General features: G+C 57.7%; 26 protein-coding genes and 1 tRNA gene. 8 read left to right on the plus strand and 19 right to left on the minus strand.

Annotated features, from left to right (window positions below):
• Positions 1-89 precede the first annotated feature (89 nt).
• From BLU89_RS12335 to BLU89_RS12360, 6 genes are all read left to right on the plus strand, one after another.
• Complete coding sequence (locus BLU89_RS12335) at positions 90-1,574, plus strand: ArnT family glycosyltransferase (protein ID WP_074737146.1); 1,485 nt, start codon at positions 90-92, stop codon at positions 1,572-1,574.
• Between the two features lie 125 nt (positions 1,575-1,699).
• A complete protein-coding gene (locus BLU89_RS12340; RefSeq protein WP_074737147.1) occupies positions 1,700-2,461 on the plus strand; it encodes a glycosyltransferase family 2 protein in 762 nt (253 codons plus the stop codon).
• Positions 2,458-2,757: a lipid-A-disaccharide synthase N-terminal domain-containing protein gene (locus BLU89_RS12345; protein WP_074737148.1), complete on the plus strand. Its 300-nt coding sequence runs from the start codon at positions 2,458-2,460 to the stop codon at positions 2,755-2,757. Before BLU89_RS12340 ends, BLU89_RS12345 begins: the two co-directional genes overlap by 4 nt.
• Before the next feature lie 174 nt (positions 2,758-2,931).
• Complete coding sequence (locus BLU89_RS12350; protein ID WP_074737149.1) at positions 2,932-3,567, plus strand: GNAT family N-acetyltransferase; 636 nt, start codon at positions 2,932-2,934, stop codon at positions 3,565-3,567.
• A gap of 78 nt (positions 3,568-3,645) precedes the next feature.
• Positions 3,646-5,415, plus strand: coding sequence for an adenylate/guanylate cyclase domain-containing protein (locus BLU89_RS12355; protein WP_074737150.1), 1,770 nt, complete (start codon positions 3,646-3,648; stop codon positions 5,413-5,415).
• 202 nt (positions 5,416-5,617) lie between these two features.
• Complete coding sequence (locus BLU89_RS12360; protein WP_074737151.1) at positions 5,618-6,544, plus strand: DMT family transporter; 927 nt, start codon at positions 5,618-5,620, stop codon at positions 6,542-6,544.
• A gap of 120 nt (positions 6,545-6,664) precedes the next feature.
• On the opposite strand, the gene BLU89_RS12365 is transcribed toward BLU89_RS12360, so the two are convergent.
• From BLU89_RS12365 to BLU89_RS12380, 4 genes are all read right to left on the minus strand, one after another.
• Positions 6,665-7,576 (minus strand): pentapeptide repeat-containing protein, encoded by a 912-nt coding sequence (locus tag BLU89_RS12365; protein WP_074737152.1) that lies wholly within the window; start codon positions 7,574-7,576, stop codon positions 6,665-6,667.
• Positions 7,577-7,712: 136 nt separating this feature from the next.
• On the minus strand, positions 7,713-9,023 hold the full coding sequence (locus BLU89_RS12370; protein WP_074737153.1) for a gluzincin family metallopeptidase: 1,311 nt from the start codon (positions 9,021-9,023) through the stop codon (positions 7,713-7,715).
• Positions 9,024-9,035: 12 nt separating this feature from the next.
• Positions 9,036-10,382, minus strand: a complete 1,347-nt coding sequence (locus BLU89_RS12375) for a TfuA-like protein (protein WP_074737154.1) — start codon at positions 10,380-10,382, stop codon at positions 9,036-9,038.
• The gene (locus BLU89_RS12380) at positions 10,379-11,572 is read right to left on the minus strand and encodes a YcaO-like family protein (RefSeq protein ID WP_074737155.1); all 1,194 of its coding nucleotides are present in this window, start codon (positions 11,570-11,572) and stop codon (positions 10,379-10,381) included. Before BLU89_RS12380 ends, BLU89_RS12375 begins: the two co-directional genes overlap by 4 nt.
• 160 nt (positions 11,573-11,732) lie before the next feature.
• Here BLU89_RS12380 and BLU89_RS12385 point away from each other — a divergent pair.
• Positions 11,733-11,808: transfer RNA gene (locus BLU89_RS12385), tRNA-Thr, on the plus strand.
• Between the two features lie 281 nt (positions 11,809-12,089).
• On the opposite strand, the gene hemA is transcribed toward BLU89_RS12385, so the two are convergent.
• Entirely contained in the window at positions 12,090-13,313 is a 1,224-nt protein-coding gene (gene hemA / locus BLU89_RS12390) for a 5-aminolevulinate synthase (RefSeq protein ID WP_074737156.1), read from the minus strand.
• 185 nt (positions 13,314-13,498) lie between these two features.
• Here hemA and BLU89_RS12395 point away from each other — a divergent pair, with 185 nt between their 5' ends.
• Complete coding sequence (locus BLU89_RS12395) at positions 13,499-14,200, plus strand: Crp/Fnr family transcriptional regulator (protein ID WP_074737381.1); 702 nt, start codon at positions 13,499-13,501, stop codon at positions 14,198-14,200.
• Between the two features lie 28 nt (positions 14,201-14,228).
• On the opposite strand, the gene BLU89_RS12400 is transcribed toward BLU89_RS12395, so the two are convergent.
• The 14 genes from BLU89_RS12400 to BLU89_RS12465 form a co-directional block, all read right to left on the minus strand.
• Complete coding sequence (locus BLU89_RS12400) at positions 14,229-14,486, minus strand: hypothetical protein (protein ID WP_074737157.1); 258 nt, start codon at positions 14,484-14,486, stop codon at positions 14,229-14,231.
• Between the two features lie 12 nt (positions 14,487-14,498).
• On the minus strand, positions 14,499-15,191 hold the full coding sequence (locus BLU89_RS12405) for a NapC/NirT family cytochrome c (protein WP_074737158.1): 693 nt from the start codon (positions 15,189-15,191) through the stop codon (positions 14,499-14,501).
• 26 nt (positions 15,192-15,217) lie between these two features.
• Positions 15,218-15,652, minus strand: a complete 435-nt coding sequence (locus BLU89_RS12410; RefSeq protein ID WP_074737159.1) for a nitrate reductase cytochrome c-type subunit — start codon at positions 15,650-15,652, stop codon at positions 15,218-15,220.
• A gap of 12 nt (positions 15,653-15,664) precedes the next feature.
• Positions 15,665-16,582 (minus strand): quinol dehydrogenase ferredoxin subunit NapH, encoded by a 918-nt coding sequence (gene napH / locus BLU89_RS12415; RefSeq protein ID WP_074737160.1) that lies wholly within the window; start codon positions 16,580-16,582, stop codon positions 15,665-15,667.
• A complete protein-coding gene (gene napG, locus BLU89_RS12420; RefSeq protein WP_074737161.1) occupies positions 16,579-17,397 on the minus strand; it encodes a ferredoxin-type protein NapG in 819 nt (272 codons plus the stop codon). Before napG ends, napH begins: the two co-directional genes overlap by 4 nt.
• 27 nt (positions 17,398-17,424) lie before the next feature.
• Positions 17,425-19,917 carry a nitrate reductase catalytic subunit NapA gene (napA, locus tag BLU89_RS12425; RefSeq protein ID WP_074737162.1) on the minus strand — a complete coding sequence of 831 codons (2,493 nt, stop codon included), beginning with the start codon at positions 19,915-19,917 and terminating at the stop codon, positions 17,425-17,427.
• 17 nt (positions 19,918-19,934) lie between these two features.
• The gene (locus BLU89_RS12430; protein ID WP_074737163.1) at positions 19,935-20,207 is read right to left on the minus strand and encodes a chaperone NapD; all 273 of its coding nucleotides are present in this window, start codon (positions 20,205-20,207) and stop codon (positions 19,935-19,937) included.
• Positions 20,204-20,716: a ferredoxin-type protein NapF gene (napF, locus tag BLU89_RS12435; protein WP_074737164.1), complete on the minus strand. Its 513-nt coding sequence runs from the start codon at positions 20,714-20,716 to the stop codon at positions 20,204-20,206. The genes BLU89_RS12430 and napF overlap by 4 nt, the downstream gene beginning before the upstream one ends.
• A gap of 213 nt (positions 20,717-20,929) precedes the next feature.
• Positions 20,930-22,861, minus strand: coding sequence for a 1-deoxy-D-xylulose-5-phosphate synthase (gene dxs, locus BLU89_RS12440; RefSeq protein WP_074737165.1), 1,932 nt, complete (start codon positions 22,859-22,861; stop codon positions 20,930-20,932).
• Between the two features lie 21 nt (positions 22,862-22,882).
• The gene (locus tag BLU89_RS12445) at positions 22,883-23,749 is read right to left on the minus strand and encodes a polyprenyl synthetase family protein (RefSeq protein WP_074737166.1); all 867 of its coding nucleotides are present in this window, start codon (positions 23,747-23,749) and stop codon (positions 22,883-22,885) included.
• A complete protein-coding gene (locus BLU89_RS12450; protein WP_074737167.1) occupies positions 23,750-23,992 on the minus strand; it encodes an exodeoxyribonuclease VII small subunit in 243 nt (80 codons plus the stop codon).
• Positions 23,989-24,915 (minus strand): histone deacetylase family protein, encoded by a 927-nt coding sequence (locus BLU89_RS12455; protein ID WP_074737168.1) that lies wholly within the window; start codon positions 24,913-24,915, stop codon positions 23,989-23,991. The genes BLU89_RS12450 and BLU89_RS12455 overlap by 4 nt, the downstream gene beginning before the upstream one ends.
• Positions 24,916-24,984: 69 nt before the next feature.
• Positions 24,985-25,686, minus strand: coding sequence for a response regulator (locus BLU89_RS12460; protein WP_074737169.1), 702 nt, complete (start codon positions 25,684-25,686; stop codon positions 24,985-24,987).
• The gene (locus BLU89_RS12465; RefSeq protein ID WP_074737170.1) at positions 25,683-26,195 is read right to left on the minus strand and encodes a MarR family winged helix-turn-helix transcriptional regulator; all 513 of its coding nucleotides are present in this window, start codon (positions 26,193-26,195) and stop codon (positions 25,683-25,685) included. The genes BLU89_RS12460 and BLU89_RS12465 overlap by 4 nt, the downstream gene beginning before the upstream one ends.
• Positions 26,196-26,337: the final 142 nt, after the last annotated feature.

A 26,337-nucleotide genomic window follows, 5' to 3' on the forward strand; every position in this document is an offset into this window, starting at 1 on the left:
ATAGTTGGGGCGCGTCGCGCGCCGGTATCAGAGATGATCCGGCGGGATTGATATCACACATGTTTAGACCCATTTGGACCTGATACAGCATGACCGGCACTTCCCAGAATTGGCAGAAATTCCTACCTTACATCGCCACCGCACTTGTTATGGTTCTGATTTGGGCTTGGTACCTGACCGATCTCGGGGTCGGGAACATCTATCATTACGATGAGTTTTACACCTACGACCGCAGCTCCGGGTTTGCCCGGAATGGCGATTGGCTGGCGGTTTACTCAAACAACGAGCCAAGCCTGAAGAAGCCACCCATGCAATACTGGATGTCGGCGCTGCTTATGCAATTTGGGGTGTCCGACATTCTTGCCCTGCGCCTTCCGTCGATGATTTTTGCGCTGGCCGCGTTGATGGCGACCGCATTGCTGGCGCGGGTAATGATCCCGCGAAGCCCATGGGCAATGCTGCCTTCGGTGCTGTTGGTGGCCAGTTCGCTTCAGTTCTGGCAACATGCCACATCCGCGATGCTGGACACCGGCGCGGTGTTTTTCTCGACGCTCAGTATTGCGGCCCTGCTTGCAGCAATTGAGAAGCCGAAATACTGGCCCTATTTCGGCGCGACCATCGTTCTGGCCGCTTTGCAGAAAAGCCCGACACCGCTGGCCTTTCTGGCACTGGCGTTGCTGACGTTGAAAATCACCAACAGATGGCAGGCAGAACCCTTCAGCGACGTCTGGCGGAACAGAACCTTTCGACGGACGCTCAAATTCGCCATACCACTGGCCTTTGCCTGGCCGATCCTGCAAGAGCTTCGCTTTCTCTTTGATGGCTCGCTGGATGGCAACATCAAAGGGGAAATGCTGGACCGCTTCCGCCCGTCCCTCAGTGATCGTGGGTTTGGAAAGCTCTACGATCTTGTAATCGCGGGGGACCCCTGGCCTCGATTGTTGGGGTTTGTTGCCATTTGCGCACTTCCTTTCGTGCAACAGCGTCCCAGACTTCTGGCCGCGACTGGTATTGCGGTTTTCTTCGTCATTATGATGTGGGCTGCCGCAGGGAAGGTATACGCAAGATACACGCTGCTTATACTGCCGATGCTGATGGTGGCAGCAACGGGTTTGCTGTTTTCGGTCAAGCGCCTGCGCTGGGCCGGAATGGGGGCTGCGCTGGGCCTGTGTTTCCTTTCGGGTGGCGTGTTCTATGACCGCGCGGCCACAGATCTGGGCAAGGGCAGGGTGCGACTGGGTGTGCCCGAGGCAGAGATTCTGGCACCGCTCGGCGCGAAGTTGCAATCGGATGAAACGCTGCTGGTCTGCGCATATGACCGAAAGATGCGTGTCCCGCCCGGGGCCGCTTCGGTGTTCGCCTCAAATGGCAGGCCGTTCATCTACCTCAGACGACTGCAATTGCAGAAATATCTGGACAGGTTTGGCTATTCTTCCGGTCCGTTGCGGGGGCTGTGCACCGAAGCCGAACTTTCTGAGCTGGCGCCAGGGCTTGTCGGACTGGCGACAGAGCCGACAGCGGTCGACGGTTTGGTCTATTGGTCGGCAACCGGTGTAAGGGATCCGTCAGACTAGGCAAAATCACGCGATCCAGAAGGTAACTATGTGCAATGCTGCGGTTTGCGGTACGGTCGCCACTTGAATTTCTATCGTTGATCAATCAAAAGCCACTGTGACGGAAACAAACGAAGTTTATCGCGATGCATGTTGATCATGATGCCAATGCTGACAATCGACCTACTGTGTCGGTCGTGATTCCCATGCATAATGAGCAAGGGGCAGTGTCCGGTCTTGTGCAGGGCATTAGTGCCGCTGCCTCGGAACTGCCTGCGTTCGAGATTATCGCGGTGGATGACGGCTCGACCGATGGCACCTACGAGGCGCTGAAGGAGATGCAGAAAGACTGCCCGCAGCTGCGCATCCTGCAGCACAGGATCGCTGGCGGCCAAAGTGCGGCTGTTCATTCCGGGGTTAAAGCGGCGCGTGCCAATATCTGTTGCACGCTGGATGGCGATGGCCAGAACCCCCCCGAAGAGCTGCCAAAGATCTGGGCGCCGCTGGTATCGGGGGATGATGCCTCGATCGGGCTTGTGGCGGGGCAACGGGTTGGCCGGAAAGATACCGCGTCGAAAAAGCTTGCCTCGCGCTTTGCGAATGCGCTGCGAGGCTGGATGCTGAAGGACGGCACACGCGACACAGGTTGCGGGTTCAAGGCGTTCCGGACACAGGCGTTTCTTGATCTGCCGTTTTTTAACCATATGCACCGTTACCTTCCTGCCCTGTTCAAAGCCTATGGCTGGAATATTGCGCTGGTTGACGTCGCGCATCAGCAGCGCTTGTCGGGCGAATCCAAATACACCAATTTCGGGCGGGCCATGGTCGGTATCTGGGATCTGTTCGGTGTTGTCTGGCTGACCCGTCGCGCGAAATCCGTCTCGGCAAAGGAGGCGTCCCGGTCATGAAGGAAACCATTCTCGAAATTTTTCATGTCGATAGCCCGACCGAGGCGCTTTGGGTATTTATCGGTCTGGCCGGGCAATTGATGTTCAGCGCCCGTTTCATCGTTCAATGGATCACATCCGAGCGCGCGAAGAAGTCCGTCATTCCGATCGCATTCTGGTATCTGTCGATCGGTGGCGGGCTTATCCTACTCAGCTATGCGATCTACCGTCGTGACCCGGTGTTTATTCTGGGCCAATCGATGGGCTTGTCGATTTACCTGCGCAACATCTTCCTGATTCGCGCCGAAAACCGCTGAACGCTTAAGGCGCCCTTAGAAAACTTGCCACCTACCGAATGCCTGCCGGCTGCACCCGCTCAGCGGGTCGTGGCCTATGAAGCCTTGTGTGAACAACTCCTTCTTGTTTCTGGGATTTTTATGTTAGTATCGCGCGAATAGATATTCATATTTGTATTCGGAGGTTGTTTTCTCTTGCCCGATACCTCACCCAGACTGTTCAAGCTGCGCCCTCTAGAAAAGAAAGATCTCGAATCCGTCACTCACTGGTTTCAGGATTTGAATGACCTCGCCCTGTTTGACCGGGCCTTGCGCATTCCACCAAATCAGATGCAGACCGAGCAGATATGGGAGGATGTGATCAGCTCTTCACGTGATTGTGACAAGTGCTGGTTCGTGATCGAATCCGGCAGTGGTGATCTGGTTGGAATGATCGGGCTTGAGGCGATCTCGAACATCAACCGCGATGCGGTGGTTCCGGTGTTCGTTGACAAATCCATCCGACGCCAGGGCGTGGCGGTACGGGCGGTTGCCCTGATGCTGGACTTCGCATTCCGGCAGCTAGGACTAAACCGGATTACCTCATATTACCGATCCGATAACCACAGCAGCCGCGATCTGATCAGCCGTGTGGGCTGCAAGATCGAGGGCACCATGCGTCAAGCCTGGTTCGCGGACGGGCAGTTCCACGATATGGTCGTTGTTGGCATGTTACAGCAGGATTGGAAGGTGCGCCGGCAGGTACTGGAACAGGAGCTGGGTCCGGAAACGGTGGTTGGTTTTGATGCCTCCGGTTGGTCATGGCCCCCTGACGCAGGTGCAGAAACCTGAAATGTTGCGAATTTTGAGTTATTTTTTGTTAAAACAGCCTTGTCGGATTCGACAAGACAACCCAATCGAGTATTGCCAGTGAACACGACCGGTTCGGACCCTTCAATCAAACAGAAACTCGGGGCGGTGCTATTCGCCGATGTCGTCGGGTATTCCCGCCTGATGAGCGAGAACGAGATGGATACGTATAATGCGTTGAAGTCATTGTTATCGCAGCTAGAGGCGACCTGCTCAAAATATCAGGGCAAGATCATCGAGGTGCGCGGCGACGGCATTCTCGTTCTGTTTGACACTGCCACCAGCGCGGTTGAATTCAGCATCGAGCTGCACCGGATCGCGGCGCAGCACAATAGTGACCGTCTAGAGCACGAGCAGATCAAATTCCGCGCCGGCGTTCATATGGGTGAGGTGCTGTTGGACGAACGTGGCATCCACGGCGACAACGTAAACATCGCCGCGCGCCTGCAAGAGATCGCCGAACCCGAGCGGGTGTATGTCAGCGCCGCTGTCTATGACCAGATTCGCAACCGCCTGCGCTATGGGTACGAATTCCTTGGGTCCAAACAACTCAAGAACATCCTGTCTCCGGTGGCTACCTACTGTGTTCGTACCGAGGTTGAAGGCGCCACCATGGCTGCCACCCTGCGCCCTGAAATGCAGCTTGAGGTTCTGGAACGGCCCGATATCCCATCGGTTGCCATATTGCCTTTTGCCAGTCAGGGTGGGGATGAGGATGACAGCTGGGTCGCTGAAGGGCTGACTGATGACATCATCATGAATCTGTCCAAGTTCCGGAATCTGTTCATCATTGCCCGGAATTCCTCGTTCTTCTTCAAAACCCAGTCGATGGCGCCGCAAGAGGCCGCACGGCGTTTGAATGTTCGATATATCGCACGGGGCAGCGTGCGCCGCTCGTCCAGCCGCATCCGGATCACGGCCGAGCTGATCGACGCCAACACCGAACGCACCATCTGGGGTGAGCGGTTTGATCGCAAGCTCGACGATATCTTCGACATTCTGGACGAGGTGACGGAATGTATTGTCGCAGCCACCGCCGTGATGATCGAGTCGCACGAAAAGCAGCGCATGGTACAGACGGTGCCATCAGATTTGCGGGCCTATGGCTCGGTTCTGCAGGGGCAGCATCATATCTTCAAATACACGCGCAACGACAATCGCAAAGCGCAGCATTGCTATGAATCCGCGCTCGAACGCGATGAGGGATATGCAAGGGCCGCAGCGGCCCTGTCACGTACACTCAACATCGATTGGCGCTATTCCTGGACCGAAGACCCAAGCAGCGCACTGGACAGGGCCCTGTCGCTGGCCCAGCGCGCGGTAGAGCTCGACCCTACAGATGCGCGCGGTTTTGGAGAGCTGGGATATGTCCAGCTCTATCGCAAAGAATTTGATTCCGCGATCGAGTCCTACAAACGTGCGCTGCAGTTGAACCCCAATGACGCGGACATGCATTCGGATTACGCTGATGCGTTGGCCCATTGGGGCGACAATGACACCGCTATCCAACACCTGCAGCAGGCGATGCGCCTGAATCCTTACTTCCCCGATCAGTATCTCTGGCATCTGGGCGGCGCTTACTACAACCTCAAGCGCTATGACGATGTAATTTCGTGCGTGAACAAGATGAATAATCCCACCGAAGGGCAACGGGTCCTGGCCGCCAGCTATGCGCATAAGGGCGAATTGGATATGGCGCGTCAAATCGCCGACAAACATCGCGCGGTGCATCCCAATTTCTCACTGTCGCGCTGGGCAAAGGTTCAGCCGGACCGCCTGTCCGACGATACCCAGCATTTTGTCGAGGGTTTAAAAAAGGCCGGGTTCTGAGCAAAAACTGGTTGGTGCAATCCCCTTGCCAAAAGCTGTGTGGGCCCAAATGTAACACGCGGTGCAGCTGACGCTCGCAATACGAGCATTTAAGCAGATTCTGGCGTGAGCGTGGTTACTTGGCCGGGTGGTCGCGCGCAGCAAAATCGTCATTCGTCGAATCTCTTGAAACGAATTGGCAAATTCGTGATAGCTCCAGATCATGGCATCGACATCCGCGCAAAACCGCCCCTCTATCCCTTACGCATTTGCGGTTGCTGGTGTTCTTTGTGCCTCAATCTGTTTTGGGCTAGTTCCCTACTTTAGCCGCAGCCTGACTGAGCAAGGCATCGCACCCTATGCAGTTGCATTTTACCGCTACATAGTTGCAGCATTTTTTCTGCTGCCCGTTCTCATCTTGCACCGAAAAGAATGGCGAGAGATCATTTGGGGCCTGTCAGCCGGAGCCGTAATGGGACTTGGCTGGATTGGATATGTAACGGCATTGGAGAAGTTGCCCACGTCGACGGTGGGTGTGCTGTACATGACGTACCCGGTGTTCACTCTGATCATCGCCTGGGTCGTATTTGCAGATGCTCCCACGCGGCGTGCATTGTTGGCTTCCGGCCTGATCGTGGTGGCGGCTTTCATTGCTGGCGCGCCCGGGTCAGTCCCAACAGAGCATCTAACTACGCTGCTGATATCTCTTGCCGCACCATTCGGTTTTGGTTTCGGAATCTGCGTCCTAGTGCATCGGTTGTCACGGATAGCGCCGTTGGCGCGTATTGCGTCAGTTTCTCTGGGGTCTGTCCTGGGACTCGCACCGCTCATTCTCGGCGCCGACGTCCAAGAGCTTCTCCCAAGAGATCAATCCGATTGGTTTCTCATTATGGGTATTGGACTTGTCACGGCATTTGTACCCCAGCTTATCTACACGATCTGCTCACCGGTCATCGGAGCATCTCAAACAGCGGTGGTCGGAAGTATCGAGTTACCCACGATGTTTGCCGTGGGGTTTCTCGCCTTTGGTGAAGCGATCACTTTGCCTCAAACTTTTGCATGTGCGCTAGTATTGGGCGCAATCACGATAACAAAAAGTCGAAAGACACACACCGTCTCGACTGTGATATCGAAATCACCGAAGCGGTAGCATGGGTTAAACCCGATCATTGAGGTGTTGCTGATCACACACCTGCAGGTACGTGATCAGCAACATTGCTCGCATGAGGTATGGCTTGCTTGCGCGCCCCTCATTCGTACTCAGTCGGTCCTATTCGCCGCGCGCCTTTGCGCCGCTCACTTTGGCCCCGCTGACCTTGGCGCCGGACACCTTGGCCCCGCTGACTTTCGCACCCGAAACCTTCGCTCCACTGACTTTTGCTCCGGATACCTTGGCTCCGGCCATCATCGGGGCGTCGTATTCGAAATAGACGTCCAGCAGCACTTCTTCGATCTGACCAGCCGCGATATCCATGCGGAGGGTATAATCAGCCTGATCGTAGTTCCAGACACGAATATCGCTGGCAATCTGGTAGTCTGCCGCAGCCACGCCCGAGACCGATGGGTTCATCGGTGCGCGCGCGGTTTGCTGCGTGGTATCACTCCCAGCGCTATCCAGTTTGAACCCGTAGGGCAGGTTGCCGCCCGTGGCACTTTCGCCGTGACCGTGGACCAGAAAAATCGTCGGTTCGGGCATCTCGTAATAGGTGCCGTCGTAGGCGAAGCCGTAAATCCGGGCCAGCCGTGCATCGCCTCCGAACTGGTCGCCGATAAAATTATTTACGCCGCGACCCCTCCTGCGGTCATCCTGTTCGATGAACAGTTGCTCTTTGTGCCGGTTCGCGGTCTGCTGCCAATATGTGTTCTTGAACTGGCGGCCTCGGCGGATATAGACAAACGAGTCGTGCGAGACCTTCTTGCGCTTGTCGAATTTGAACTTGGCGTCGGCCGTTTTGACCACCTTGTAGATACCGGACTTTTCGTTTGCCGCATCACCAACCTGGACCAGAACCCTGTCGTCTTCCCGAACAGCCACACCGTCAATCTTGGTAAATTTTGTATCAAAATTATAGTTGTCGGCGACCTCTTCAGCCAGGCGAACTGAGCGTTGTTTCAATTTCAGATCGCTTAACTCTCGCCCAAACAATAATACCTCGGAAAAACTGAGTAAGGACTCAGACATATCACTTTCTCCCTATCGGGGGTCGACGGAGCCATGGGCCTCGCCTGTCCCAGTTTGCGCATTCAGTGCGCGTCGATTGTCAAATTATCACCCCGTGCGGATAAACTGACATAAAATGGCGGCAAAAACAAAGACTTTAAGGTTCTTTCACCTCGGGCGACAATGTACGTACCGAAGCCGCATGGCTGGACCCGTCCGGCTTGGTTAGCCGAGGCCCCGGCCGCGTCAGTCCGATCTCGCGCATTCGGAAATTGCTTTCGATGATCTGCCGGAACGCACCGCCGGTTATCTCCTGATCAACCACGACCAGCGCGCGTTCGACACCGAAATAACTCAGCAAGTCGGCATCCAGCTTTTCCCACGCGTCCGCCAGGTAAGAGCCAAGTAAATCCCGCGCTTCAATCAACGCGACGCGAAAGCCCTCGGGATTGGCTGCGTAATGCTCGTCGAACAGGTCCTGCATGATCGCGTTATATTCTTCGGTCCCTTCCAGCTCGTCGGACAGGTCCTCCATCTCTGGGTTGATCACGCCATGGGCGACCAGCCTTTCGTGATAGATATCGACCAGAATATCAAACATTGCGCCGGTTAGCGGTTCCGAAAGCGCGTGCTCACTGGACCACCCATGCGAGAATTCGGACAGGGTGCGGTCATTTGCGGCAATGCGGATCTGGGCATTCTGCGAAAGCTCGGCAAAGCGGCTAAGTCGATTATAGGTATAGAGATTTCCGCGCGTATTCTTCAGCACCTCATCTACCACCGAGCCGAAATGCAACGAGGCCAGCAACGCCACCATATCAGCCGCTGATTCATGGAACCCGTAATACTCGCCCGTGGCGTCATCCTCGGATGGTAAGCCGATGACGCTGTAGATGATGGCATGTCCGATTTCATGCGCCACCACGTCAAAGTTCAGGCTGTAGGGCCGGTATTCGTCACCATGTTCACGGGTGCCGCCGGTTTCCAGAAAGCCCCAGCCTATGTGTGCGTTATCGAGTCCGGGTAGCAGCGACAGCTCCAGCCGTTCGAAATCACGTTCAAAATGCCACGGGATCGAACGGCCGAAATACCCCTCCCACACATCCATGGTAAAATGGGCCGATCCGAACAGATGTGCAGCCTCAAACGCCGGATCGTCGGGATCGATATGGATGAAATTGCCGAACTCGTCCGGCTCGGGTGGGGGCAGGATATAGCCGTCCCAGGCGGGCAGATACATCTGGGGGCCATCTTCGCCCTCGATCATCGCGCCATAAGGGGTCGTCTTGTCGATCGGGTACATCGCATACATACGCGGCCCCGAAGGCCCCGGCCCGATTGTGCCTTGCGGAGCCGAAATTTCAACCAGTTCGGGTTTCAAGCCCGGTTCCAGATACGGCGATTGCGGATAGAGCAAGAACCGCGTGCCCGGAGTTTCATTTTCCGAGTAGTCGGGCCAGATCGTCAATGTTTCCTCCCGTTATCCGTCCGGCTGAATGCCCGACATTACATCGGGCTGCTGATCAGCCGGGTTGAAGTCCAAATGGCAAAACAAGAATTCTGCTTCGATCAGATCGACAAAGGCATCACGCCCCTCAAGACCCAACCCTATTGCATATGATTCAAGATCATCCGGCATCGCTCGGTCAAGGCGTGTTTCAAAATACCACATCAGTGATTGCGTTCTGTTCGCCGTGACATTGGCGTTGTCTGGTTCCAAAAGCTGCTCGGCCTTGCGCTGGGCACGCGCACGCAAGGTGCCATAGTCGCCCGAGTGCCGAAGCTCGGCCAACAATGCGTCATCCAGATCGTCGGCCAGCGCCCCGACTGCAATATCAATGCGTGACCTGTCGGCCAGCATCGCCTCGTATTGTGTAAGGCTCAGGTCATTTTCCTGCAGCCATTGTAATAGATCGGCGTGGCGGGGCAGCCGGGCCTCTCGCCGATGCTCGGCCATCTGCCGCAGCAAGGCTTGTTTATCGGGTTCGCGGCCTTGCCTGTGGGTCTTGTCCTTCGACAGCAGACTTAGCGCAGCGCGGTCACGCAGACGGTTATAAAGCGCCGGGTCAAGCCGCAACTCATCCACCAGCGCCCGTGCGCCGCTTTCCTGTCGTGTGGTTTCGGTGTCGACCCGGGTGCAGAGTTCGCGCCAGGCCAGCGTGCGCTCGACGCGCTGAGGAACTGGTGTGACAGCGCCCGCCGCCAAATACCGGGCCATTTCAGCCAGCATCGCCCGCGCGTCATCGCCTTTGGCGTCAACCCGACCCTTGGGCAGCCAGCGTTGAAAGCCTTCCAGATCGGGTTGCCCTGCCATGATCCGGTCCCAGACCCGATCCCGGTAGTTAAGTTCCTTGGCGGTACGCAGCAGCGCAGAGCCCGCCGCAGTCCCTAGTTGACCTTCAGTCTGTGCCTGCTCGATCGTAGCGCGGATCGATACCATCGGCTCACTCAGTGGAGGAAACCCAAGTTCGGCAGGGCCGTGCAGAACCGCCACTTCGTCATCGTCTTCAATCGCACCGCTCAGGTAATCCTCGAATATCTGCCCGATCCCGATCATGCCGAAATCGGCCAGCTCCGCGGCGCGCAATGCACCCATGCTGGCACTGCCAAAGACTGGTATGCCCTGCTCCATCGCCCAGAGGATTTCCTTGTGCCAGACCGAAGGCACCCCGTCGAAATAGCCATCAATAATCCCGATCGCGCGGGGTTGGCCCCGCACCGCACGATACACGTCGCCCTGCTGAACCGGAGGCAGGATCGTTGCGTCAAAGTATTTCCGAACCACTTCGGCCTGCAGCGTGGGCCCGACAAAGACAACCGCACTCATGACGTCACCGCCTGCGCCCGGGGTCCGGCGATGAAATCGAGGTCGTCATGGGGGGCTTCAAGTCCCGGTATCACGGCGCGAACTACGGCAATGTCGATCTCGGGCCGCGACAGATCGACGGTCACGACCTGATCCATACCCACCGATGCGAGATGGGTCAGCAATAGCGACAAATCTTCGGAGAACGATTCGGTTACATAGGTCGGGCACGAGGAGAAATCGTCGGTCGCAGGCGAACCATCGATCAAGTCGTGAACGTATCGGCTACGCCAGCTCCGCGCGCTGTCGGAGAACTCCTCGGGGTCCAGATCATCCCGTGCACCCGAGATATAAGTCAGCCGGGTTTGCGCTGCCTCGGTCAATGCGCGCAGCAATGCGATGGCGCGATCCGGATGGCAGCCATCTCCAATGCCGATATGGCCCGCCGCTCCACCTATTTCACCGATCGCGCAGCGAAAGCTGGCGATGCCGATATCCGATGTCGTGTCCCATATCCCAAGTTCGAGCCCCGCCGCCGAAAACCGATCCATCGCCTGACGGCAACGGGGATCATCCACCGTTGCCGGGTCGACCCGTGGCGTTGCGCCCTGATGATGCCAAAGTGTGGTCGCGTCACGCTCGATCAGCTCGCAGATCGCATGGCAGCTGGCTTCGATTACATCATTGCCCGAGGCCAACCCGTTGGTGGTTCTCGGAAACGCCCGCTGCCCGCCCACCGGCGATGTGGTGTAATCGGTATCCACCATCTCATAAGGCACCCAACAGGTCTGGTCTGATGGCAGGACGCGCCCCTGCACCCACAACATCGCGCGGTGCGGGTCAAATTGCCCGCCAGTCACACGGGGCAGACGGTCGATATCTACCACGCGATCCTGTGCCAGATCGGCGAAACTGGACAAGCGCAGCGGCAGTTCGATCCGTTCTGCGTGCCATGATTCAATCGCCTCCATCACGCCCGATGCCTGAGCTGCGCTCAGCGATAGCCCCTTGCCCAGAGAAACAGCGACCGAGCGTGAGTTCGGACGCGTCACCATGACAGTCGGCAATCCAACCCGGTCCAGCCCGGTCAGATTGGCGATACGGCTGATGCCCATTTGCTTGAGAAACGGTTTGACGATGGCAAGGGTCTCTTCCGGGTCGCGCAGCCGGTGGGTATCCAGCACATAAGTCTTTTGCGAAATTCCGGGCATTCAAATGACCTTGGCAAATATCTGATAAACCAACCAAACCCGACAGGCGGATCAGGTCGGCATCAGGATGAGGGATCATTGCGAACGGGTCAACAGCGATGCTGCCGAGCGATCCGTACTTGAAAGAACCGCGCACTGCCGTTAAACGAGCTTCCGCGTCGCCTCAATAGCTCAGCTGGTAGAGCAGGTCCTTCGTAAGGACAAGGTCGGGGGTTCGAGTCCCTCTTGAGGCACCACTATTCTATTTAACTATTAGTTTCAGAACGGAAATTACTTCCGGTCGGTTAACGCCTTTTATCTAAGCAAGATGTTCTTTTCAGTTATGGTGAAGGCAACGCGCCTAACCGGCAGGCACACACGCGTAGTCTTGGCTTTGCAAACGGTCCAGCAGCGCCGCAAGGCTATCGCGATAGTGGTTGCGGGTTTCGCGCTGGTCATTCTTGCCAATTACCTGCCTTAGCCAAAGAAAAAGCCGCCCCGTAAGGCGGCAGTTCTTCAAGCGAGGGGGTGCTTTGGGTTATTGGGCCGCCATCGGCATCCGCGCGATCTGACAACGCTGCCACAGAGCCGAGAGCGCACCGATCAGTTGGTCGATATCCTCATCCGTGTGAACCGGAGACGGCGTGATGCGCAGACGTTCGGTGCCTTTGGGAACTGTGGGATAGTTGATGGGCTGGATGTAGATGCCGAACTCCTCCAGCAGCGTGTCCGAGATGAACTTGCACTTCACCGGGTCGCCGACCATCACCGGGATGATGTGACTGGGGTTGGGTAGATGTGGAATACCCTCGGCATCTAGCCGCGCACGAACTTGGGCCACACGGGTTTGTTGCAGGTCACGTTCGGCTTTGGACTGTTTTAGATGCCGGATAGAGGCCGCAGCCCCGGCGGCAATCGAAGGCGGAAGGGCGGTGGTAAAGATGAACCCGCTGGCGAAGCTACGTACAAAATCGCAAAGCGCCGCCGAGGCTGCGATATAGCCACCAACAACGCCAAACGCTTTACCCAGAGTGCCCTCGATCACGGTCAAACGATCCATCAGTCCTTCGCGTTCGGCTATGCCACCGCCGCGCGGGCCGTATAGGCCAACCGCATGGACCTCATCCAGATAGGTCATCGCACCATACTTGTCGGCCAGATCGCAAATCTCTTTGATCGGCGCGATATCACCGTCCATCGAATAGACAGATTCGAACGCGATCATTTTGGGGGCCTCCGGGTCGGCGGCAGCCAGTTTCGCCTCAAGGTCTTCCAGATCGTTGTGCTTCCAGATCACTTTTTGCGCGCGTGAGTGGCGTATACCTTCGATCATCGAGGCGTGGTTCAGCGCGTCGGAAAATACGATCAGGCCGGGGATTTTAGCTGCTAGCGTCCCAAGAGCGGCCCAGTTCGACACATAGCCGGACGTGAAAAGCAACGCCGCCTCTTTGCCGTGCAGATCGGCCAGCTCGGTTTCCAGCAACACATGGTCATGTGTGGTTCCGGAAATGTTACGCGTCCCACCCGCGCCCGCACCGCAACGGTTCAACGCGTCATGCATGGCTTCAATCACGGTTGGATGCTGGCCCATACCCAGGTAGTCATTCGAGCACCAGATGCGAACGTCTCGCTGCACAGAACCATCGGTTTGTCGTGCATTTGGGAATGCACCACAACGGCGTTGCAGGTCGATGAAAACACGGTAATTTCCTTCGTCACGCAAAGTGTCGAGGCTCTGAGTAAAAAATTGCTCGTAGTCCATCTTACTTGCTCCCCGGAATACTGGCTTTGGGCTGAAGATAGGTCAGCGGACAATCCCGCAACATGACAATTGTCAAGTTCACGGAACATAATACTATGGTGCATATCTGCCGGCTCTGTCATAGCGTGGGACAGGGATGGACCAACCGAGCGTTTGCGCCGGCAGGAAGTAACAGGGGTATTTTCTTGTCTCACGAAGCACAAAAGGCGATCGCACGGCAGTCGCTGCTGCTGCGCAGTTTACCGGAACAGCATGTGGAAACCTTGCTGAGCCACGCGATCTGGCGCCAATATGACCGCGGTGAGACGATTTTCCTGCAGGAGGAAACGGCGCGGGCCATCCACGTCGTGCTTGAGGGTTGGGTCAAACTGTTTCGCATGACCCCCACCGGTGCCGAAGCGGTGGTGAGCGTCTTTACCCGTGGCGACAGTTTTGGCGAAGCCGTGGCGCTGCGCAATGTTCCCTACCCGGTCTCGGCCGAGGCGGTATCGGCCTGCGATGTCATGCATATCCCCAGCCCGATCCTGATTTCGTTGATGAAGGAAGATCCCGAAATCGGTATCTCGATCCTGGCCGCGACTTTCACCCATCTGCATTCTCTGGTGGCACAGCTTGAACAGCTCAAGGCGCAGACAGGCGCGCAGCGCGTGGCAGAGTTTTTGTTGAATCTTTGCGACAGTGATAAGGGCGGGTGCGATGTCGCTCTGCCTTACGACAAGATGCTGATTGCAGGCCGTCTGGGCATGAAACCCGAAAGCCTGAGCCGGGCGTTTTCAAGGCTCAAGGCGGTGGGGGTCAAGATCAACCGCAACCATGCCGAAATCTCGGATATCGCTTTGTTGCGGGATTATGCGGAAAGCGATCCGGCGGAAAACTGGGGGCGGTAACCCGGCATTCCTGCCGGGTCGGTGTGTTTCAGACGGTTGCGCCCTTGCGGCGAATAGCAGTGCCCAGACTGCCAGCGCAGACCCCAACAATGATTGCGATCGACAACGCCATCGCTCCAACGTGGGAAAATTGCCACCCAGCAAATAGCATGGGTGCGATCAGACCAACCAGACCGCCCATCAGGGCGCCCAGCCAATATTGGCGCGTCATCATGCCCAGTGCCAGACCCAGAATGCCGGGCAGGCCCAAGACATTGCCACCGATGGTTCCAAGTAACTCTAACATCTCTGCCCCACCTTAATCCGAGCTTTTGTTCAGGAACGAGCGGATATCGTCCCCTGACGCGGCTGCGTGTTTCTGTAGAACCTCACCATCCACTGCTTCCGAGATCTTCTGGTAGGTTTCCAGATAGTCGGGCGGCAGGCTGTGCGCGATGCCCTGATGGCAGTCGATGCAGGTCATTCCAGTGTCAATCGCGCGCTGATGTTCGCTGGCGGCGCGGGTTTCCTGAAGGGTGAAATCCATATAGTCAAAGTTGTGACAGTTGCGGCATTCGCGGCTGTCGGATTCCTTCATCTTCTTCCATACGGCAGAGGCCATGGCGAGACGATGATCCTCATACTTCTCTGGCGTGCTGATTGTACCGGCAAGTTCGTGATAAACGTCCTTCACGGCCATGATCTTGGCTTTGATCTTGTGGTTCCACTCGTCCGGGACGTGACAATCTGAACAGATCGCGCGCACGCCCGAGTGGTTGTTGTAGTGGATCGTCTCGCGGTATTCGCCAAGGTTCGTTTCCATCGTGTGACACGAGGTGCAGAACTCTTCCGTATTCGTCAGCTCCAGCGCCCAGTGGAACCCACCCCAGAACAGGATGCCTGCCAGAAATCCGGCCAGCAGGATGAAACCGACGCTGAGGACGGCAATCGGGCTCCAGAACCAGGTCCAGAGGCGCCGGATGAGCCCTTGTTTTTCTTGGGAGTCGGACATGTCGCGCTCTCCTTTTCGACCTGAGTTCAGTTCCCGGAGGAAGGTTCAAAAGTATTATCGACCAGTGGCAGCGCATCGGCTTGCGGTACGTGACACTGATTGCAGAAGTACCGTGTGCCCGCGATCTGATCCAACTCTCGCCCTTCGCGGTCCAGATAGTGGGTCATCGACAGTGTTGGCGCGTTGCGCTCACCGGCTTTGGTCCAGTCGTGGCACGACAGGCACTGATTGGTGCGCAGATCGATCTGGTATTGCTCGATCGAGTGCGGGACCAGCGGTGGCTGCTGGCGATAGTTGCGCTGCATACGGCCTTCGACGGTGCGATGCACCTGATCCACAATGGCAGGTTCATCCACCTCGGCGCCGCGTAGGCTGGTGACCCCGGCGGATTGCGCAAGGGCCAGGCCACCGAGGAGCAGCGGCGGGATCAGGGCAAGGCCCATAAGGATCGGCTTTTTCATTGTCTCACTCCTTCAAAAAGGTCTTGAGGCGCGCGACTGGGGCGCGGCGGTTGGTTCCGATGGCGCGACGCTCAGGGCGTCGAACCGATGGGTGAATTTGAAAACGTCTTCGGCGCAGATATCGATACAGCGGCCGCAATTGGAGCAATCGGGCGACAGGATCAGCGGGGTGTCGTCGCCTTTGCCTTTCAACGCGGGCGAGATGACGTGGTTTTCCGGGCAGACGGCATAGCAGTCCATGCAATCGTCGCAGGCGCTGCGGCTCGCAGCGCTGACCCGCAGCAGCGCTTTGCTGCCCACCAGACCGTAGAACGCGCCCACGGGGCAAATATGACCGCACCATCCGTGGCGTGAGACAAACAGGTCGAACAGGAAGATCGCGGCGACCATCGCCCAGACAAATCCCATGCCAAATACCAGCCCGCGATGCAGCATGGTGATCGGGTTGACCAATTCCCACGCAATTGCGCCGGTCAGGCCAGATACGATCAGGACGGTCGCCATGATCCAGAGGCGTGTTCCACGTTTGGGCTGCCATCCCTTTTGCAGACCCAGCTTGCGATGCAGCCAATGCGCGCCGTCTGTGACGGGGTTGATCGGGCAGACCCATGAACAATAGACGCGGCCTCCGATCAGAGCATAAGTCACAAGTACGATGGCCGCGCCGATGGCCGCAGTCAGTTCGGGCCAGTGTCCGGCGATCAGGCTTTGCAGAAAGACAAATGGGTCAGTCAGCGGCAGTACACCCAGTGTCAGCGACCCGGCCAAAGTGCCCTGCACGATCCAGATTCCGAACCATGGCCCGAGCAAAAACAACATCAGAAAGCACAACTGGCTGGTGCGTCGCAACAGCAGGTATTTATGGGCACCCAGCCAGCCTTTGGTGGCAATGGCCTCTTGCCCGAGCGGCATACGAGTGCGGGCGGTCATTGGGTGACCTCCGGCAATTGGAAACTGGGCTCAAACCCACCCGGAGCGACAAGGTTATCCGTCCCCGGACCCGGCAAGCGGTCAGGTAGATCAATGATGCCTTCGACAAGGGGGGAACCCTTGGCCTCTTTCTCTTCCCAACCTTTGCGATAGTGGTCTGCGCTGCTGCCACGAGCCAGACGGGCAGGCAGTACCTTGATCGCGGCCTCGGGCAGAACGCAGCTTTTTTCGCACATACCACAACCGGTGCAGTGATCGGCGTGAACGGTTGGGATAAAGATCGCGTGGTGACCCGAGCGCGCGTTGTGCTCGACTTCCAGCGTGATGGCTTCGTCGATGACGGGGCAGACGCGATAGCAGACATCGCAGCGCAGGCCGAGGAAGTTCAGGCAGTTTTCCTGATCGACCAGAACGGCCACACCCATCTTGGCGTCGTCGATGTTGTCCAATCCGGGGTCCAGCGCCCCTGTCGGGCAAGCCGCGACGCAGGGGATGTCGTCACACATCTCGCAGGGAACATCGCGCGCGGTGAAATACGGTGTTCCAGTGGCCACCGCATCGACACCCAGTTCCGCCAGTTTCAGCGTGTCATAGGGGCACTCCCGCACGCACAGACCGCAGCGGATACAGGCGGACAGAAAGTCATTTTCCAGCAAGGCACCGGGGGGCCGCAACGCTTCGGCTGGCAACGCCCGTGCGTCCCGCGCCAGCCAGGCCAGCACCGAACCGGCTGCCACGCAGCCGCCCGCTGCGCGCGCCGAGTCCTGCAGGAACCGACGCCGCTGCGGCGAGAGGGGTGTGCCAACACGAGACATGGGGACGACCTTTGCCTTGCCAGCCTGTTACGCGCGCTCGACCTTGCAGGCGCATTTCTTGAAGTCGGTCTCTTTCGACAGTGGGCATGTCGCGTCCAACGTCAGCTTGTTGGTTAACTGGCTCTCATCGAACCATGGCATGTACACAAGTCCACGCGGCACTTTGTTCCGGCCCCGGGTTTCGACCCGGCTGGCGACCTCACCGCGACGAGTGGACAGTACGATTTCCTGTCCCCGGCGCAGGCCACGGTCGCGGGCGTCTTCTGGGTGCATGTAGACCACAGCGGCAGGATAGGCGCGGTGCAATTCAGGCACACGGCGGGTCATAGAACCCGAGTGCCAGTGTTCCAGAACACGCCCGGTGCAAAGCCACAGATCGTACTCTCCATCCGGCTCCTCGGCGGCGGGTTCGTATGGGGCAAAGATGATTTTGGCCTTGCCGTCCTTATGGCCATAGAACTTCACCTCAGAACCTTCGGGTACGTAAGGATCATAGCCTTCGCGGAAGCGATAGAGCGTCTCTTTGCCGTCCACGACCGGCCAGCGCATGCCGCGCGCCTGGTGGTACATTTCGAACGGCGCCAGATCGTGTGCGTGGCCGCGACCGAACTCGGCATACTCCTCGAACAGGCCCTTCTGCACGTAGTAGCCAAAGTGCTCGGACTCGTCATTGTCGAACCCTTCGGCGGTTTCCGACAGCGGGAATTTGTCGATCGTGCCGTTGGCGAATAGTACGTCATACATGGTCTTGCCGCGATGTTCGGGCATGGTGGCCAGCAGTTCCTCGCCCCAAACCTCTTCAACGGTGAAGCGTTTTGAGAACTCCATCAACTGCCAGAGGTCAGATTTCGCCTCACCCGGGGCTTTCACCTGCTGGCGCCAGAACTGCGTGCGACGCTCGGCGTTGCCATAGGCGCCTTCCTTCTCGACCCACATAGCGGTGGGCAGGATCAGGTCGGCGGACAGGGCGGTGACGGTCGGATAAGGATCGGACACGGCGATGAAGTTTTCCGGGTTGCGATAGCCGGGGTAACCTTCTTCGTTGATGTTGGGTGCGGCCTGCATGTTGTTGGTGCATTGCACCCAGTAGGCGTTCAGATCGCCGTCTTTCAGTTTGCGGTGCTGCAATACGGCGTGGAAGCCGGGTTTGGGCGGGATGGTGCCTGCAGGGATTTTCCACGCGGTCTCGCAAATCTCGCGGTGCTTGTCGTTTGCTACGACCATATCGGCGGGCAGGCGGTGGGCAAAGGTACCAACCTCACGCGCGGTCCCACAGGCCGAAGGTTGGCCGGTCAACGAGAAGGGCGAGTTGCCCGGTTCAGATATTTTTCCGACCAGCAGGTGCACATTGTACATCAGCGAGTTCGCCCATGATCCACGTGTGTGCTGATTGAAGCCCATGGTCCAAAGGCTCATCACCTTGCGGTTTGGATCGGCATATTGCTGGGCCAGACGCTCGAGCTGAGAGGCGGGAACGCCGGACAGTTCAGAGGTGTATTCCAGCGTGTATTTTGAAACCGCCTCGGCATATTCCTCAAAGCTGATCGGTTCCATCTTACCCGAATTCGGGTTTTCGGCCTCTTGCTGCAGCGGGTGACTGTCGCGCAGGCCATAACCGATATCGGTGGCGGTCTTGGTGATGTTGACGTGTTTGTTGACGAAATCTTCGTTCACCGCGCCGTTCTGAATGATGTAGTTGGCGATATAATTCAGAATCGCCAGGTCGGTTTGCGGCGCAAAGACCATGCCATTGTCGGCCAGCTCGAACGAGCGGTGTTCATAGGTCGACAGCACATGCACCTCGGCCCCCGGTTTGGTCAGACGCGTGTCGGTCAGGCGCGACCACAGGATGGGGTGCATCTCGGCCATGTTCGAACCCCACAGTACGAACGTATCGGCATGTTCAAAATCATCATAGCAGCCCATCGGCTCATCAATGCCGAATGTACGCATGAAGCCGACTACTGCAGAGGCCATGCAGTGGCGTGCGTTCGGATCGATGTTGTTGGAACGGAAACCGGCTTTCATCATCTTGGCAGCGGCATAGCCCTCCCAGACGGTCCACTGGCCCGAGCCGAACATGCCCACACTGGTTGGCCCCTTCTTGGCAAGGGCTTCTTTCCATTTGGTGGCCATAACGTCGAAGGCTTCGTCCCAGCTGACAGGCTCGAATTCACCGTTCTTGTCGTATTCGCCATTGGTCTTGCGCAACATCGGCGTGGTCAGGCGGTCTTTGCCGTACATGATCTTGGACAGGAAATAACCCTTGATACAGTTCAGCCCTCGGTTCACCGGCGCGTCGGGGTCGCCCTGGGTGGCGACCACGCGTCCGTCCTTGGTGCCGATAAGAACCGAGCATCCGGTGCCGCAGAACCGGCAGGCGGCTTTGTCCCAGCGGATGTCCGGGTTTCCGGCCTGAGCGTTGGCTTGCCCGGTTGCAAGGGGAAGACCAGCGGCCGAGGCCGTTGCGGCGGCGGCAGTCGACTTCAGGAAGGTCCGACGGGATTCAGAGATGGTCATGACAAGGGTCTCCGGCTTTAGATCTGGCGAGAAGCGTTGAGGTGCGGACGGGTCTCCGCGAGGTCTTCAAAATGATGATAGGTCAAGGTCAGAGAGATCACACCCGGGATCTGGTGTAGATCCGTGATCGTCTCGGACGCCATTTTTTCAGGCGTATCCTCAACCACAACGACAAGGCGGCCATCTTCGGTCGCCGCATGAACTTCGGCCCCGTCTGTACCCGCAATCGCATCTTTGGCGCTCTGCGTGGTTTCGGGGGTTACATGGACGAGGCAACCACAAATATTCATAGAGTAACCTCATTCGTTGGTGGGGTGTGGCGTTCAAAGCTGACGGATCCGGCAGGGCAGGCGCTGGCGCAGGCACCGCAGCCGGTGCAGGTATCGGCATCGAGTACGGGTTCCGCGCGACCACCGGTTTGCAACCGAAAGCGGATGGCGCCGTGTTCGCAGTTGTCCTGACAGATCCGGCAACTGACACCATTCATCGACAGGCATGATGCGGCGACCTTGGCGCGCCAAGGCCAGGCCTCGACTTGCTCGGGGTTGAGCGCACCGGTTGGGCAGGCGCTGGCGCAGTCGCCGCAGAATGTGCAGGGACCTGCATCCAGTTGCACAACGGGCCAACCCTGTGAATCGAATTTGATGATATCTTCGGGGCAGGCCTCGCGGCATTCATCGCAACGTGTGCACAGATCAAGAAACTCGTCCGCATCTGCCCCAGGAGGGCGGATGGACGTCTGATCATTGCGCGACACCTTTCCCTTAAGAAATGCGCGGCGGCTTGCTAGCTTATTCATGCGCTTGCTACCTTGTGCGAAACGGGCAGAGGTCGGGCCTACCCTGAGTCGGGTTTTAGTGTACCTCGAACCTTAGAATATTGACCTATGTCATTTTCCGAGCTGATATTTTTCCCGGAAATGTAAAAATCATGCATAAAACATGCATTATTTCAAAAGTTTGGGTTGCTCGGAGGGTAAAAGGGCGAGGTCACATAAGATGTAACGGCAGGCTCAGGCGCGCTTTTCACCGATCGACGTGACGCCCAGAACGGACAGCACCCGGGCCTCGATCTGCTTGGCGTTCATACCGGCAACGGCGTACATGTCCGCAGGGCTGGCCTGATCAATAAAGGTATCCGGCAGCACCATCGAGCGATATTTGAGACCCTGATCGAACACACCTTCATCCGACAGAAGCTGCGCCACATGGCTGCCAAAACCGCCAACCGCGCCTTCCTCGATCGTGATCAGTGCTTCGTGGTTCGCGGCCAGCTGTAGAATCAGATCCCGATCAAGCGGCTTGGCAAAGCGGGCATCGGCAATGGTCGGATTGATCCCTTTGGCCGCCAGTGATTCCGCAGCTTTGCGCACTTCGGCTAACCTCGTGCCAAAGGACAGCAGTGCCACACGCGCGCCGGACTGGATCATACGGCCCTTGCCAATTTGTAGCACCTCGCCGCGATCAGGCAGATCCACACCGACCCCCTCACCCCGAGGATAACGAAATGCGATGGGGCCATCGTCATGGGCGGCGGCGGTGGCTATCATATGCATCAGCTCGGCCTCGTCCGCAGCGGCCATGACCACCATGCCCGGTAGGTTGGCGAGATAGGCGATATCGAATGACCCGGCATGTGTGGCACCATCCGCACCCACCAGACCGGCTCGGTCGATGGCGAAGCGGACTGGCAGTCGCTGGATCGCCACGTCATGTACAACCTGATCGTAGCCTCGTTGAAGGAAGGTAGAATACATCGCGCAGAAGGGCTTCATCCCTCCGGCCGCCAGGGCGGCGGAAAAGGTCACGCCATGCTGTTCAGCAATTGCCACGTCGAAACAGCGTGACGGGTATCTCTCGGCAAACAGGTTCAGCCCAGTGCCATCCGGCATCGCAGCCGTCACCGCCACGATCTTGTCATCCTGTGCAGCTGCTTCGGCCAGCGCCTTACCGAATACTGACGTGTAGGAGGGCGCATTCGAGGGCGTCTTTTTCTGTTCGCCCGTCACAACGTCGAATTTCGCCGTCGCATGACCCTTGTCCCGGGCCTGCTCCGCCGGCGCATAGCCCTTGCCCTTCTTGGTCAACACATGGATCAGGATAGGTCCGGAGGCTTTGGACTTAACTGCCCGCAGTACCGGCAGCAACTGATCCAGATCGTGCCCGTCGATCGGCCCAAGGTAGGAAAAACCCAGTTCTTCAAACAGTGTTCCACCCATCGCCATGCCTTTCAGCATATCTTTGGCCCGCTTGGCGCCTTCACGGAAGGGCTCGGGTAGCAGGGAAACCGCCCCTTTGGCGGCGGCTTTGAGATCGTGGAACGGTTCCTCAGCGTAGATACGCGACAGATAGGTCGACAGCGCGCCAACCGGTGGTGCAATGCTCATCTCGTTGTCATTCAGGATGACGATCAGGCGTTTGCCGAGATGCCCGGCGTTGTTCATCGCCTCAAAGGCCATGCCCGCCGACATTGATCCGTCACCGATGACCGCAATTGCATCGCCCAAACCTTCGGGCGTTACACCACCCAGATCGCGGGCCACGGCAAATCCCAGTGCGGCACTGATCGAGGTCGAGCTATGCGCAGCGCCAAACGGGTCATAGGGGCTTTCGCTGCGTTTGGTGAAGCCGCTCAGACCATCTTTCATGCGCAGGCTGCGAATGCGATCGCGACGCTCGGTCAGGATCTTGTGCGGATAGCATTGATGGCCCACGTCCCAGATAATCTTGTCGCGCGGTGTATCGAACACGGCGTGCAGGGCGGTGGTCAGTTCGACGACACCCAGCCCGGCGCCCAGGTGCCCGCCGGTGACGGACACGGCCGAGATCGTCTCGGCCCGCAATTCGTGCGCCAGTTGGTGCAACTGCACGTCCGAGAACTGTTTGAGGTCCGCAGGGCGGTTCACAAGATCCAGCAGAGGGGTATGCGGACGGTCGGTTGTCATCTGTAGCGCGTTCCTTGCGGCTTAGCTGTCCCGGGCAATAACGAAGCGGGCGGCGTCCTTCAAGGTTTCAGCCTGCGTTCCGTACCCATCCAATGCAGAACAAGCCTGATCCACCAGTTCCGCCGCGCGGGATTTCGCTGCGTCCAGACCCAGATGCGAGACAAAAGTGGCCTTGCCCGCTTGGGTGTCCTTCTGCAGGCGTTTGCCCGCTAATTCGGCATCGCCTTCGATATCCAAGATGTCATCGGCGATTTGAAAAGCAAGGCCAAGAGCTTGGGCATATTGGCGCAAGGGTCCTGTGTCTGCGTGCGCAAGCCGTGCACCCGCACAGACAGACCAGTCGATCAGCGCGCCGGTCTTGCCTGCTTGTAATCGGGTTATTTCTTCCAATGTCAGAGGTGACGCTGCCGTCTCGGCCGCGATATCCAGCGCCTGGCCCAGTACCATACCCTGTGCGCCACTCGCTTTGGCCAGTGTCAGGGCCATCTCAGCACGAATTTCGCCAGTACCGACTTCGGCATTGGTGCAAAGTTCAAAGGCCAAAGTCTGCAAGGCATCTCCGGCCAGAACTGCGGTGCCGTCATCCCATTTCACATGTACCGTCGGGCGTCCGCGCCGCATTTCGTCGTTGTCCATGCAGGGCAGGTCGTCATGGACCAGAGAATAGGCGTGTAATGCTTCGATCCCCGTCGCGGGCCAGATTGCCTGTGCCGGACCAACCCCATGCATCCGCGCGCTTTCCAGAACAAGAAACCCACGCAGCCGTTTTCCGCCGCACGTGGCATAGGCCATTGCATGGGTTATATCCAGATCGTCCAGCGCGCCCAGAACCAGATCAAAGTGATTCTGAATCCGTGCGGCATCCTGCACCAGTCTTTCACGAAACATTTACTGACCTTCGACAGGTGTCGTCCCGGTCGGCTGCCCATCTGCGTCCAGAGTGATCGCGGCAACCTTTTCCTCGGCCCGCTTCAACTCGTCTTCGCAGCGTTTCTTCAACTTCGCGCCACGTTCATACAGCGCGATCGACTGGTCCAGCGCGACATCGCCGCGTTCCAGCTGGCCCACCACGACCTCAAGCTCTTTCATCGCCTGTTCGAACGTCATCTGATCAACTGGGGTATCGGTCATCGTGCTGCCTTTATCAGTTCTTCCACATGGGCGCGTGTCGCCTCGGCCAGTGCGTTCAGATCATACCCACCTTCCAAAGTCGAGATGATACGGCCCCCACAAACTTCATCGGCGATCTTACACAGCTCTGACGTGATCCAGGCAAAATCGCCCGTGGACCAGTTGAGATTGGCCAACGGGTCATCCTGGTGTGCATCGAACCCTGCTGAAATGATGATCAGGTCCGGATTGAACGCCCGCAGACGTGGAAAGGCCTTTGTTTCATAGGCTGCCCGCATCTCCGCTCCGCCTGTGCCTGGGGCCAAAGGTATGTTCAGAACCGTCTCATAAGCGCCAGTTTCGTCAGGACGGCCAGAACCGGGCCACAATGGCATTTGCTGACTGGTGATCACCAAGGCGCGCTTCTCATCCCACAACAGGTTCTGCGTGCCATTGCCGTGGTGCACGTCGAAATCCACCACCGCCACGCGGCTCAACCCGTGATGATCCAGCGCGTGCTTGGCGGCCAGCGCGGCATTCCCGAACAGACAGAACCCCATGGCCGTCTCGGTCTCGGCATGATGCCCAGGTGGTCGTATGGCACAAAACGCATTCGGCACCTCGCCACCCAGAACCAGATCAACCGCCCGCACAACCGCACCCGCGGCACGATAGGCCGCATCAACCGACCCGGTCGACATAAACGTGTCTCCGTCGATTTGCTTGAACCCCTCCGGGGGCCGGCTGTCGAGGATACCATTAATGTGGTTTTGCGGATGTACCCGCAGCAGATCGTCATCCGCCGCCAAAGGGGCCGTTACGCGCTGCAAATCCAAATCTTCCAGTGCATGAAGGATATGTTCCAACCGTGCCACACGTTCCGGATGCCCCTCCGGAGTCACGTGATTTAGACAATCTGCATGGGTCAAAAGGGCGGTTTTCATCGGGGTCCCAACTTCATCTGGCTAAAAATACCTTCGCCGAAGGCATAAGATCGCCGCGCAGCGGCTTAATCAATCCGGTGCCAGCATATAGCCCGCACCACGTACGGTCTGCAGATACCGAGGCTGTTTCGGATCCTGCTCCAGCTTTCGACGCAGGCGGGTTATTTGTACATCCACCGCACGTTCCTGCGCCTGACCCTTGTCACGACCCAAATCCTCGACAAGCTTGGCGCGGCTGATCGGTTCACCGGGCTGGGCCGAGAAAATCTTCATCAGCTGGCTTTCAGTCGCAGTAAGACGCACCGGGTCCTCACCCTGCCACATCTCACCCCGCTCGATATCATAGCGAATTGGCCCAAGATGCAGAATCTTCGCCACCGCGTCCTGAGCAGGCGTTTCCGGCATCCGGCGTAAAATGGCATTGATTCTGAGCAACAGCTCCTTTGGCTCAAACGGTTTGGCCAGATAATCATCTGCGCCTGCCTCCAACCCGGCAATCCGATGCTCGGTTTCGCCCTTGGCCGTCAGCAGCAGGATCGGGGTGGAATGCGTTTCGCGCAAGGCCCGCGTCAGGCTTACGCCGTCCTCACCGGGCATCATAACATCCAGCACGATCAAATCGAAATCCAACCCCGACAACACCCGACGCGCATGTGCTGCATCCCGCGCGGATGTCACCAGGAATCCACTGCGCATCAGGAATTTCTTGAGCAGATCGCGAATGCGCTCGTCATCGTCGACGATCAGAAGATGGGCGTCCATTTCGCTCATGAAGTCGTATCCCGCAGTTTTGCATATGCACGACGCATATCAACATCCATCATTGCTTCAAGCACTTTACGAAACCCCGCTACCGCCTCGGGACCTGCATCTTTGTAGGCCGTACGCATCCGGGCGCGCTGGGCGTCGGACAGTTTGGCCTCTAGTGCCTGACCCTTTTCAGTCAGAAATAGGTGGCGTTCGCGTTTGTCCACTGTTCCGACCCGGCTTTCGACTAGGCCGTCTTCGATCAAGCTACGCAGAACGCGGTTCAGCGATTGTTTGGTGACACCCAATATAGCCAACAGATTGTTGACCGTCGTCCCCGGCGCTCGGTTGATGAAATGGATGGCTCGATGATGGGCACGGCCATAGGCCAATTCGGTCAGGATACGGTCGGGATCAGCGGTAAAGCCGCGATAGGCAAAAAACATGGCCTCGATGCCCTGCCTCAGTTGCTCATCTGTCAGAAACAACAGGCTTTCTCCGCCAAAGACCGGGGCGGGACGGATGTCGGACATGTCAGACCTCATTACTCAATATAGCCTGACTTTATGTCAGCGTTATTGACATTCCAAGAGTGCACAGGTATCGAATCGCAGTTTTTGCGCAACATTATGTCCGATGCGGACCTAACTGGCGCAACATTCTGAAATATAGCAC

This window comes from Ruegeria halocynthiae (genome assembly GCF_900106805.1).
GTDB lineage: Bacteria > Pseudomonadota > Alphaproteobacteria > Rhodobacterales > Rhodobacteraceae > Ruegeria > Ruegeria halocynthiae.

Excerpts from the sequence above, each read along its gene's own strand:
- napA (WP_074737162.1), bottom strand. The coding sequence starts at position 19,917 with ATGACCATCTCTGAATCCCGTCGGACCTTCCTGAAGTCGACTGCCGCC.
- BLU89_RS12455 (WP_074737168.1), bottom strand. The coding sequence starts at position 24,915 with ATGAAAACCGCCCTTTTGACCCATGCAGATTGTCTAAATCACGTGACT.
- dxs (WP_074737165.1), bottom strand. The coding sequence starts at position 22,861 with ATGACAACCGACCGTCCGCATACCCCTCTGCTGGATCTTGTGAACCGC.
- BLU89_RS12465 (WP_074737170.1), bottom strand. The coding sequence starts at position 26,195 with ATGTCCGACATCCGTCCCGCCCCGGTCTTTGGCGGAGAAAGCCTGTTG.
- BLU89_RS12365 (WP_074737152.1), bottom strand. The coding sequence starts at position 7,576 with ATGTCTGAGTCCTTACTCAGTTTTTCCGAGGTATTATTGTTTGGGCGA.
- napF (WP_074737164.1), bottom strand. The coding sequence starts at position 20,716 with ATGAATAAGCTAGCAAGCCGCCGCGCATTTCTTAAGGGAAAGGTGTCG.
- BLU89_RS12430 (WP_074737163.1), bottom strand. The coding sequence starts at position 20,207 with ATGAATATTTGTGGTTGCCTCGTCCATGTAACCCCCGAAACCACGCAG.
- BLU89_RS12400 (WP_074737157.1), bottom strand. The coding sequence starts at position 14,486 with ATGTTAGAGTTACTTGGAACCATCGGTGGCAATGTCTTGGGCCTGCCC.
- hemA (WP_074737156.1), bottom strand. The coding sequence starts at position 13,313 with ATGGACTACGAGCAATTTTTTACTCAGAGCCTCGACACTTTGCGTGAC.
- napG (WP_074737161.1), bottom strand. The coding sequence starts at position 17,397 with ATGTCTCGTGTTGGCACACCCCTCTCGCCGCAGCGGCGTCGGTTCCTG.
- BLU89_RS12460 (WP_074737169.1), bottom strand. The coding sequence starts at position 25,686 with ATGAGCGAAATGGACGCCCATCTTCTGATCGTCGACGATGACGAGCGC.
- BLU89_RS12410 (WP_074737159.1), bottom strand. The coding sequence starts at position 15,652 with ATGAAAAAGCCGATCCTTATGGGCCTTGCCCTGATCCCGCCGCTGCTC.
- napH (WP_074737160.1), bottom strand. The coding sequence starts at position 16,582 with ATGACCGCCCGCACTCGTATGCCGCTCGGGCAAGAGGCCATTGCCACC.
- BLU89_RS12335 (WP_074737146.1), top strand. The coding sequence starts at position 90 with ATGACCGGCACTTCCCAGAATTGGCAGAAATTCCTACCTTACATCGCC.
- BLU89_RS12375 (WP_074737154.1), bottom strand. The coding sequence starts at position 10,382 with ATGAGTGCGGTTGTCTTTGTCGGGCCCACGCTGCAGGCCGAAGTGGTT.
- BLU89_RS12405 (WP_074737158.1), bottom strand. The coding sequence starts at position 15,191 with ATGTCCGACTCCCAAGAAAAACAAGGGCTCATCCGGCGCCTCTGGACC.
- BLU89_RS12360 (WP_074737151.1), top strand. The coding sequence starts at position 5,618 with ATGGCATCGACATCCGCGCAAAACCGCCCCTCTATCCCTTACGCATTT.
- BLU89_RS12445 (WP_074737166.1), bottom strand. The coding sequence starts at position 23,749 with ATGTTTCGTGAAAGACTGGTGCAGGATGCCGCACGGATTCAGAATCAC.
- BLU89_RS12380 (WP_074737155.1), bottom strand. The coding sequence starts at position 11,572 with ATGCCCGGAATTTCGCAAAAGACTTATGTGCTGGATACCCACCGGCTG.
- BLU89_RS12345 (WP_074737148.1), top strand. The coding sequence starts at position 2,458 with ATGAAGGAAACCATTCTCGAAATTTTTCATGTCGATAGCCCGACCGAG.
- BLU89_RS12450 (WP_074737167.1), bottom strand. The coding sequence starts at position 23,992 with ATGACCGATACCCCAGTTGATCAGATGACGTTCGAACAGGCGATGAAA.
- BLU89_RS12340 (WP_074737147.1), top strand. The coding sequence starts at position 1,700 with ATGCATGTTGATCATGATGCCAATGCTGACAATCGACCTACTGTGTCG.